Source organism: Acidimicrobiia bacterium, from assembly GCA_035651955.1.
Taxonomy (GTDB): Bacteria; Actinomycetota; Acidimicrobiia; order IMCC26256; family JAMXLJ01; genus JAMXLJ01.
Map to the genome: position 1 here is coordinate 1 of DASRES010000062.1, position 9,347 is coordinate 9,347.

General features: G+C 71.9%; 7 protein-coding genes. 3 read left to right on the forward strand and 4 right to left on the reverse strand.

Features of this window, described 5'->3' with window-relative positions; genetic code table 11:
- A partial coding sequence (locus VFC33_13450) for an AAA family ATPase (GenBank protein HZR14240.1) occupies positions 1-2,027 on the reverse strand: 2,027 nt, incomplete at its 3' end.
- Between the two features lie 300 nt (positions 2,028-2,327).
- Between VFC33_13450 and VFC33_13455 the strand changes: the two genes are divergently transcribed.
- On the forward strand, positions 2,328-3,026 hold the full coding sequence (locus tag VFC33_13455; GenBank protein ID HZR14241.1) for a hypothetical protein: 699 nt from the start codon (positions 2,328-2,330) through the stop codon (positions 3,024-3,026).
- 19 nt (positions 3,027-3,045) lie between these two features.
- Here VFC33_13455 and VFC33_13460 read toward each other — a convergent pair whose 3' ends face one another.
- Positions 3,046-4,302, reverse strand: a complete 1,257-nt coding sequence (locus VFC33_13460; protein ID HZR14242.1) for an alkaline phosphatase family protein — start codon at positions 4,300-4,302, stop codon at positions 3,046-3,048.
- A gap of 207 nt (positions 4,303-4,509) precedes the next feature.
- Between VFC33_13460 and VFC33_13465 the strand changes: the two genes are divergently transcribed.
- Together VFC33_13465 and VFC33_13470 are read left to right on the forward strand one after the other, a co-directional pair.
- Complete coding sequence (locus VFC33_13465) at positions 4,510-5,475, forward strand: aldo/keto reductase (protein ID HZR14243.1); 966 nt, start codon at positions 4,510-4,512, stop codon at positions 5,473-5,475.
- 123 nt (positions 5,476-5,598) lie between these two features.
- A complete protein-coding gene (locus tag VFC33_13470; protein ID HZR14244.1) occupies positions 5,599-7,536 on the forward strand; it encodes a glycosyltransferase family 2 protein in 1,938 nt (645 codons plus the stop codon).
- A 79-nt stretch (positions 7,537-7,615) separates the two neighbouring features.
- Here VFC33_13470 and VFC33_13475 read toward each other — a convergent pair whose 3' ends face one another.
- Together VFC33_13475 and VFC33_13480 are read right to left on the reverse strand one after the other, a co-directional pair.
- Complete coding sequence (locus tag VFC33_13475) at positions 7,616-8,080, reverse strand: low affinity iron permease family protein (GenBank protein ID HZR14245.1); 465 nt, start codon at positions 8,078-8,080, stop codon at positions 7,616-7,618.
- Between the two features lie 205 nt (positions 8,081-8,285).
- Positions 8,286-9,347: alpha/beta hydrolase domain-containing protein (locus VFC33_13480; GenBank protein ID HZR14246.1), on the reverse strand; the 1,062-nt coding region annotated here is incomplete at its 5' end.

The following is a 9,347-nucleotide window of genomic DNA, read 5'->3' on the forward strand; positions in this document are numbered from 1 at the left end:
AACCTCCCCGCCGCGAGCTCGATGAACCCGAGCGTCGCGTGCCCGCGGTACTCGGCACCGCCGAGCCCGAGCTCGACGGCGACACGCAGGCCGGCGGCGGCGTGGTCACGGGCGTCGTCGAGATCGCCGAGACCGGCCTCGACACGGGCGCGCTCGACGAGCGCGGCGGCGATCGGCGCGACGCGGCCCTCGCGCGAGAGCTCGTCCGCTTCGATGACGTCGGCCAGCGCCGCCTGCCAGTGGCCCGTCCGCAGGTACAGGTCGCTGCGGACGACGAGCGCGAACGCCAGCATCGACACCGCGGACAGCCGCCGCGCGGACTCGACCATCGCTGACAGCAGGTGCGACGCCGCGGAGAACTCCTCGATCCACAGGAGCGCGCTCGCGACGAGGTCGGCGTAGCCGACGGTCGTGGGTCCGAGCGCCGTCGCGGCGAGCACGCTCGCCTGGTCGGCGAGCGCGGCTGCCCGGTCACCGACGTCACCGCGCGCCACGAGCGCGATCTGCAGCACCGCGGACGCCACTGCGGTCGCGATGCCGTCCCGGTCGGGACAGCACGCGAGCGCGCGCTCGCACAGGTCCTGGGTGCCGTTCACGTCGCCCATCAGGAACGCGAGCAGCGCGCACACCGCCGTGACGAGCGACGCCCGCGCCGGATCGCCGCCGAGGTCGTCGGCGAGCACGAGGAGGTCCTGTTGCAGCACCGACGGTCCAACCGTGTGCACGAGTGGACGCGTGCGCTCGAGCGCGATGTCGGCACGCGTCGCGACGTCGTCGACGAGCAGCAACGCGGCGTCGAAGCACTCGCGCGCCCGCTCGCCCGCACCGCCGTCCGCGAACGCGACGCCGGCCGCCTTGAGGTGGTGCACGCGCGCGCGGCCCGTCGCCAGCTCGGCGGCGCGCGCGAACGCCTCCCCGGCCGCGAGGTGGTCACTGCGCGAGCGAGCCGTCCGCGCCGCGACGACGAGCGCCGCTTCGGCCGTGGCATCGGGACCGTCGACTGAGCGGGCCAGGTGCCACGCCCTGCGATCGACGTCCGGCCCCGTGAACACGCCCGCGAGCACGGCGTGCGCGGCGCGGCGCTCGTCGTCCGTCGCGTGCTGGTAGACCGCGTGACCCAGCAGCGGGTGCGTGAAGTGGACGAGGTTGCCGCGCCCGACCGTCAGCACGTCGCGCTGCAGCACGTCGGCAACCGCGGACGGCGGGTAGCCCGCCGCGGTCGCGGCCTCGCGTAGCTGGCCGAGCGTGAGGTGCTCGTCGGCCGCGGTCAACAGCAGGATGCGCCGTTCCGCGACGGACGCGCCCTCGGTCCGCCGGAGGAACCCACGGAGGAGGACGTCGCCGAGGTGCAACGTTCGCGGCAACGCGACGTCACCGCGACACTGCTCGTCCGTGAGCTCGTCTGCCGTCTCGAGCATCGCGAGCGGGTTGCCGTGCGTCGCGCGCGCGAGCTCCTCTGCGACGCGCGTGTGGACGGTGGGCCCCAGGAGCTCGGCCGCGTCCAGTCCCGACAGCCCCGGCAGCTGCACGACCGGCACGCGCCCGCGGAACGGGTCGGGCTCACTGTCACGTTTCGCGAAGAGCAGCACCACCGGCTCGTCGCCGAGCCGCGGCGCGGCGAACGCGAGGGTCTCGCCCGACGACGCATCGATCCAGTGGACGTCATCCACGACGACGAGGACGGGCGCATCCTCGGCCGCGAGCGCGAGCAGCCCGACGAGTGCGCCACCGACGGCGAGACCGTCGACCGCGGTGCCCGGCCCCCAGCCGAGGACGCCGCGCAGCGCGCGCTCGTGCACGGGCACGAGCCGCCCGAGGTGCGCGTCGAGCGGTTCGACGAGTGTCCGGATCGTGCCGTAGGCGCGCGCCGCGTCCCGCTCCGCGCAGGTCGCGTGCAGCACCGCGAACCCCTGCGCCCGCGCGACCGCCCACGAGAGGAGCGCGCTCTTCCCGATGCCGGGCGGGCCGCTGACGATGCACGAACCGCCGTGTCCCTGCTGCCGTGCGTCATCGAGCAGGTGCTCCAAGTGTTCGCGCTCGCGCGCTCTGCCCACGAGAGCTGCCGGAGACGCGCCTGCCCGCTCGAACGCACCCATGTGAAACCCCGGGCCGTCCCCCCGAACGGCCTGCCCCGAGGATACGAGTCCCGGCAAGGAGTCTCGCGGCTGCGATCCGCGGAACGCGTAGTTCTACGGATGGCGCCGCGGACGGCACCGGTCAAGATCGGCCGGGTGGTGTGGGGTCCGGGAGCGACGGTGAACGTGCGTCGGCAGGACGACGGTCCGGCACGGAGGCAGGCGTCGCTACGGCTCCACACCACTCGCGACATGGCGGCCTGGGTCCTCGTGCTCGTGGTCCTCGGCGCCGTCGTCGTCGGCGGGGGGCTGCTGGGTCCCGGGCCGCTGCGCGTCTCGGTGCTCGTCGCCGTGCTCGTTCTCGCCGGGCTCTGGTGGGGGGCGGGCGATGCTCCGGCCCTGCTCGCCGGGGCTCGACCGGCCGGAGCGTCGGGCCGTCCCGACCTGGACGGCTCGCTGCGTGTGCTCGCGGAGCGCGGTGGCGTGCGGGCCCCCCGGCTCGACCTGTCACCGGTGCGTGAGCCGTTCGTGTTCACGACGGGGCGGAGCCGGCGCGGCGCGCGCATCACGATGAGCGCCGGATCGCTCGTGCTGCTCGACCGGGACGAGGTCGACGCGGTGCTCGCGGAGGAGATTGCGCGCGTCCGCGCGGGCGGGACGTTCGCGGCGACCGTCGCGGTGCTCGCCGCGAGTGCGAACGTTCTGGCCGCGCGCGTCCTCGTCGGGGCGCGCGACGCCACGGGTGAGCGGCTCGTCACCCCGGCGCGTGTCGTCGCGATGCTGCTCGTCGGTCGCGGACGCGGTGCTGACGAGCGGGCCGTGCCGCTCCCGTGCGGGGCGCGGGTGAAGCTCGACGCCGCGCTGGCCGTCGACGGCCCGCGCTCGTCGTGCGCGGTCGTGCGTGCGCTCGCGCTGGTGCAGCGCGCGGTCGCGCCGTCGCCGCGCCTCTAGGACGCCGCGCGCTGCTCGGTCACCCGGAGCTGGTCGGGCAGGCCGCGAGCTGCGCCGGATCGACCACCGCGGTCGCGAGCGTCGGTGGTGTCGCGAACGAGGTATGCGTGAAGTCGAACAGCCCGAGCATGGGATCGGCGTGCGCGTCCCGCTGGGTCAGCGCGGGCATCCCGAACCGGTACTCGAGGAAGGCGAGGATCGACGTGTGGTCGTACGTCGTGTGCGACACATAGTGCGCCTTCGCGTACGGCGAGATGACCGCCATCGGCACCCGGAACCCGTACCGGTCGAACGCACCCGGCGTGTCGCCCAGCTGCAGCATCGGTGCGATCGTGTCCGGCGGCACGGCCGCCGGCGGCGCGACGTGGTCGTAGAAGCCGCCGTCCTCGTCGTAGGTGAGGAACATCGCGGACGACGCCCAGTTCGGGCTCTGCATGAGCGCGTTCGTCACGTCGGCGACGAACTTCTGACCGAGCTGCACGTTGGAGATCGGGTGCTCGTCGTTCTCGGCGTTCGGTGTGTCGACGAGCTCGGGATCGACGAACGCGACGTTCGGCAGCTTCCCGGCCGCCGCGTCGGCGTAGTACTGGGTCATCGGGAACACGTGCTGCGACGCCCGGTCGGCGACGTACTTGAAGAAGAGGCTGCCGTACGCGAGCGGGTACTGCGACGCGTAGATCTTCCAGCTCACGAAGTGCTTGTCGAGCTGCTCGAACACGGACGGCACGTCGAGGCCGTGGAAGTCGTTGCGGATGTGGCCGTACGACGAGCCCGCGTACAGGTACATGCGGTTCGGGAACGTCTGCGTGAGCGTCGACGAGAAGTACCGGTCACTCGTCGCGAACGTGCTGTACACGTCGTAGTAGAAGGGAAGGTCGCTGCGGTCGTAGTAGCCCATCGCGCGGCTGCCGGTCGGGTCGGCCGCGACGGCGTTCGTCGTCGTGAAGCCGTCCATCGCGCCGTTGTCGTACTCCGCGTGCGCGCCGTTCCAGCTGTGGTCGAGGTCGGCGACGTCGCAGTAGGTCGTCTTGTGGAAGGGCACGATCGCCGGCCCGGTCGGGTTCGTCGGGTCCGGGTCTCCGGTCGTTGGCTCCGCCTCGTAGTCGGGATGGCCCTGTGCCCGCAGCTGCCCCAGGTACGAGTCGGCGGACCGGTTCTCCTGCATCAGGATGACCACGTGGTCCACCGGCAGCTGGTTGGGATTGGCCGGCACGCACGCCGGCAACACGGTCGCGACGACCGCGACCGTCGCGAGCACCAACAGACCCCGCCGCATGTCCTGCCCCCTGCCCGGCAAAATGGTGCCGGGCAGTACAGCCTCGCGAGCGCCGGCCGTCGACGGACGTCGCCCGACTAGCGTGCACCCGTCGTCAGGGGCGGCGAGCGGAGCAGCGCGAAGGGTGCGAAGCGAGCTCGCAGGAGCGGCGAGCTCTGCGAGCGCGACAGGAGAAACCGCGACAGGCGAAACCGCGACAGGAGAAACATGGAGTATCGCCGGTTGGGGCGTTCGGGGTTGCAGGTATCGGTGCTGTCGTTCGGGTCGTGGGTGACCTTCGGCCCGCAGCTCGACGAGAATCTCGCAGCCGAGTGCCTCGCGACCGCGTTCGACGCGGGCGTGAACTTCTTCGACAACGCCGAGTCCTACGCGGGTGGTGACTCCGAGCGGCTCATGGGCGCCGCGATCCGCAAGCTCGGCTGGCAGCGTCACGAGTACGTCGTGTCGACGAAGCTGTTCTGGGGCCTCCACGAGGTCCCGAACATGCGCAACACGCTGAACCGCAAGTACCTCATGCAGGCGATCGACGGATCGCTCGAGCGGTTCGGTCTCGACTTCGTCGACCTGCTGTTCTGCCACCGCTCCGATCCGGACACGCCGATCGAGGAGACGGTGTGGGCGATGAGCGACATCGTCAGCTCCGGCAAGGCGCTCTACTGGGGGACGTCGGAGTGGTCGGGCGCGGAGATCGCCGCCGCGCACGCCGTCGCCGAGCGCGAGCACCTGCACCGCCCGGTGATGGAGCAGCCGCAGTACAACCTGCTGTGGCGCGAGCGCGTCGAGAACGAGTACCGCCGCCTCTACGACGAGTTCGGGATGGGGCTCACGACGTGGAGCCCGCTGGCGTCCGGCCTGCTGAGCGGCAAGTACCTCGACGGCGTGCCGGACGACAGCCGCGCGGCGCTTCCCGGGTACGAGTGGTTGCAGGGCGTGGCGACCGACCCGAAGCGGAACGCGAAGGTGCGCCGATTCAAGGAGGTCGCGGACGACCTCGGCTGCACGCTGGCACAGCTCGCGATCGCCTGGTGCGCCCGAAACCCCCACGTGTCGACCGTGATCACGGGCGCGAGCCGCGTGTCGCAGCTCGAGGACAACCTCGGCGCGCTGGACGTCGTGCCCCAGCTGACGGCCGACGTCATGCAGCGCATCGACGAGATCACGTACTTCACCTGATCACCCTCGAACGATGCGGCACTCACGTACGCATTGCGTACGTGAGTGCCGCATCTTCGCGGCGGCCCGGTGTGACCTCGGGCGATCCGCTCAAGGATCGCCCCGTCCGGCCGACGAGAACGCATGGCGGTCACCCGGGGCCGATCTGCCGACGCGGCCGACCTCATCCCCACGCGCCCCGAGCGCGACCCGTCCTGGTGGGCACGCCACCCCCGAGCCGTTCACGCGACCTCCGTCCTCGCGCTCCTCACCGGTCTCGTGTACCTCGCCTGGCGGGTCGTCTGGACCTCCAGCGGTGCCGCGCCCGAGACGTTCGTGCCGCTCCTGCTGGCCGAGGCGTTCGGGTGGGTGAGCCTGGCCTGCTACGTGTTCGACGCGTGGCGCATTCGGCCGCCCGTCCGGCCCGTGCTCCACAGCAGCCCGACAGTCGACGTGTTCGTCTGCACGTACGACGAGCCGCTCGCTGTCCTGCACGCGACGCTCGCGGGGTGCCGGGCGATCGCGTATCCGCACACGACGTGGCTGCTCGACGACGGCCGGCGGCCCGAGGTCGCGACGCTCGCGGAGCAGATGGGCGCGCGCTACATGGCCCGGCCGGACAACGCGCACGCCAAGGCCGGGAACATCAACCACGCGCTCGCCCACACGTCCGGTGAGCTCGTGCTCGTCCTCGACGCGGACCACGTACCGCTCCCGGACATCCTCGACGCGACGTTGGGCTACTTCGAGGACGCGTCGATCGCGCTCGTGCAGACGCCGCACGACTTCTACAACCGTGACTCCGTGCAGCACTCGAAGGGCCGCCGCCACGAGCAGACGCTGTTCTACGAGGTGATCGCGCCGGGCAAGGACCGGCACGACTCGATGTTCTGGTGCGGGTCCGCGACCGTCATCCGCCGCGCCGCGCTCGCGGAGGTCGGCGGGGTGCTGACCGACACGGTCGCGGAGGACTTCCACACGACGATCGCGCTCCACGCGCGCGGGTGGCGGACCCGGTACCACGCCGAGACGCTCGTGCAGGGGCTCGCGCCCCACGACGTCGCCGCGTTCCTCCTCCAGCGCGACCGCTGGGCGCGCGGCAACCTTCGCGTCTTCCGCACGCGTGAGAACCCGGTGACCTGCCGGGGGCTGCGACCGGCGCAACGCGTCAGCTACCTCGGGTCGCTGCTCAACTACTTCGGCGGCCTGCAGCGCTTCGTCCTGCTGGCCGTGCTCGCCACGACGCTCCTGACGGGGCGGCTCCCGATGACCGCGACGCCGGCCGGTCTCGTCTTCGTGTGGCTGCCGTGGACCCTGCTCGCGTTCACCGCGACGATCGCGCTCGCGCGCGGCCGGCTCGGTCCTGCGGACAGCACCCACTACGGCTTGATGACGATGGGCATCTTCGTGCGCGCGGTCGCGACGCTCGTGACGTCGCGCGCGGGCAAGTTCCGCGTGACACCGAAGCAGGGTGTGGACCAAGGAGGCGTGCACGTGCTGCGTGCGCTCGCGCTCCTCACGACCGTCGGCACGGTGCTCGTGTGCGCGGTCTCGGCGCGGATCGGCGCGTGGGCGGGCGTCGTGCCTTTGCCGCGCCTGGGTGGTCTCGCGCTCGTCGTCACGTTGCTGCTCGGAGCGTGGGAGCTCGCCCACATCGGCGGGGTGCTCGTCCCGCTCGTCCGCCGCCGTCAGCTCCGCCACAGCTACCGCTTCCCCGTCGAGCTGTGGGGGCGGACGGGCGACGCGATCGCCCGCATCGTCGACCTCACTCCCGACGGGTTCGCGTTCGAGGCCGAGGGCTCGTGGACGGCCGGCGACGCGCTGACGCTCGTCGTCAAGCTGCCCGACGCGACCGGGGCGGTGTGCGACAGCGAGCTCCATGCCGAGGTGCGCTCCGTCTCCGCGTCACCGACCGACGTCGCGCGCGTCGGGTGCCGGATCACCGCGCTCGACGACGAGACGCTCGACCGGCTCGTGCAGTACTGCTACGTCGTGCAGCCGATGCGCGAGCTGCGGCGCACCGACCACGTCCGTGTCGCGTCGCCGGCGGCTGCGGGCGTCGGGACGCGCGCCGCTTCGTAGCAATCTCGTGCCGTCAGGCCCGGTCCTGCCCGGTCGCGCGCCCGCCAGAACCGGCTCGACGGGCCGCGCGTCGCGCTGCTCAGCTCGCGGCGCGCCGGTATCTGTTGTCGACGCCGCGCTGCGCGGGATCGTCGGCACCCTGACCCGACGTGCTCTCGTGCAGCTCGAGCCCGACCGCGAGCTTCAGCTCCTGGATCTCGCGCTTGAACGAGGTGTCGTCGCCGCTCATGCGCTCCATGAGGTCGGCGAGCCCGTCCGCGATCGCGTTGAGCTTGTGCTGGGTCGCCTGGTCGTTGCGCGTCTGGCTGTTCTGCAACAGGGCGACCATGAGGAAGGTGATGATCGTGGTCGCGGTGTTGATCAGCAGCTGCCACGTGTCGAAGTTCAGGAAGAGCACCGTCGGCGCCCACACGACGATCAGCAGCACGCACGCCGCGAAGAACGGCGCGCGGCTCGCTACGTGGGCGGACCCGCCCGCGAACCGGTCGAACCAGCCGATCCGCGGCCCGACCTCGCTCGGCATCTCGACGTGGCGCTGGGTCATGGCCACCCCGTACCCCGGTGCGTGACGACGGGAAACGCTGCGCGCGCATGCGGTGCCGTCCAGACGCGCGCGCCGTCCCACCCCGCGTGGATCAGGGTGCCGCGCATGCACACGTTCCGCTCGGGCAAGGGGGCCGACGCGGCGGGTCTCGCCTCGCACCCGCCCCCGCTTCCCGGCCGCCCTGACCCACGCGTCGACTCGCGCGTCACGCGGGGATCGGCGCGGCGGCCGCGATCGCCTCCATCTCCTCGACGTCGGGACGGAGCAGGAACCCACGCTCGCGTGCCTCGTGCGCCGCATGGTCGAACTTGGCGACGTAGTCGGCGTGCGTCGGGTAGAGCGACTTGAGCGTCGCCGCGCTGAACGGGATCGTCTCGCCGAACAGGCCGCAGAACCCGTTGGTCTCGTTGTTGATGCCGGTCAGCGTGGCGATCGGCACGTCGAGCTGCGGCGTGCGGATCCCGCCGAGCGCGTTGCCGAAGCGGTCACGTACGACGTTGCCGTTCGCGTCGAGCTCGATGCGCGGGCTGTGCGGCGGCGCGTCGTCGTGGTCGCGCGCCCACTCGTTCAGGTCGTGGATCGCGGCATGGAGCACATAGTGCTCGGGACCTTCGTTGATGCGGACGGTGCAGCCGAGGAGGGACACGGCGGCCGCACCGACGGAGTAGAGGTCGGCGTGCGACGTGCCCGCGACCTCCCACGAGCGGAACAGGTCGTTGTCGGGCTGGCGGGCCTGGTAGGCGCGGACGATGTCGGTCTCGCTCTCGAATTGCAGGACCGGCACGCGCAGATCCGTCCGGATGCGTGTCGGACCCGGGACCTCGCCGCCCAGCCCCTCGAACAGCGGAGCCGCGTTCGCGAAGCGGCTGTGGATCAGGAAGCCGTCGTAGACGCGCGCGAGCGGGTCGACCGCGTTCACGTACGTCAGCATCCGGAACGCCGACTGCGACTCACCGGCCGCGAGCAGACGCTCGACGTGCAGTCCCGCGAGCGGGTCGACGCCGTTCGGGTGGAGGAGCGCCGCGCCCGCCTGCGAGAAGATGTCGTACGAGTAGCTGTCGCCGGGATGGACGAGCGACCCGTACCGGACGGGGTCGGACTTCTTGAGCGGGCCGATGCCCGCGATCCCGCCGCTGCCGTCCACACCGACGAACTGCGCGGAGACGCCGACGTACGCGAAGCCTTCGCGCAGGAGCTCCTGGCGGCCGAAGTCCCAGTCGGCACCGGCGTCGAAGCCCGCGCTGACGTTGTTCCACTCGACGAAGAC

What these genes read in the sequence shown, in the direction of transcription:
- VFC33_13475 (HZR14245.1), bottom strand. Translation starts at nt 8,080, where the DNA reads ATGACCCAGCGCCACGTCGAGATGCCGAGCGAGGTCGGGCCGCGGATC.
- VFC33_13455 (HZR14241.1), top strand. Translation starts at nt 2,328, where the DNA reads ATGGCGGCCTGGGTCCTCGTGCTCGTGGTCCTCGGCGCCGTCGTCGTC.
- VFC33_13460 (HZR14242.1), bottom strand. Translation starts at nt 4,302, where the DNA reads ATGCGGCGGGGTCTGTTGGTGCTCGCGACGGTCGCGGTCGTCGCGACC.
- VFC33_13470 (HZR14244.1), top strand. Translation starts at nt 5,599, where the DNA reads ATGGCGGTCACCCGGGGCCGATCTGCCGACGCGGCCGACCTCATCCCC.
- VFC33_13465 (HZR14243.1), top strand. Translation starts at nt 4,510, where the DNA reads ATGGAGTATCGCCGGTTGGGGCGTTCGGGGTTGCAGGTATCGGTGCTG.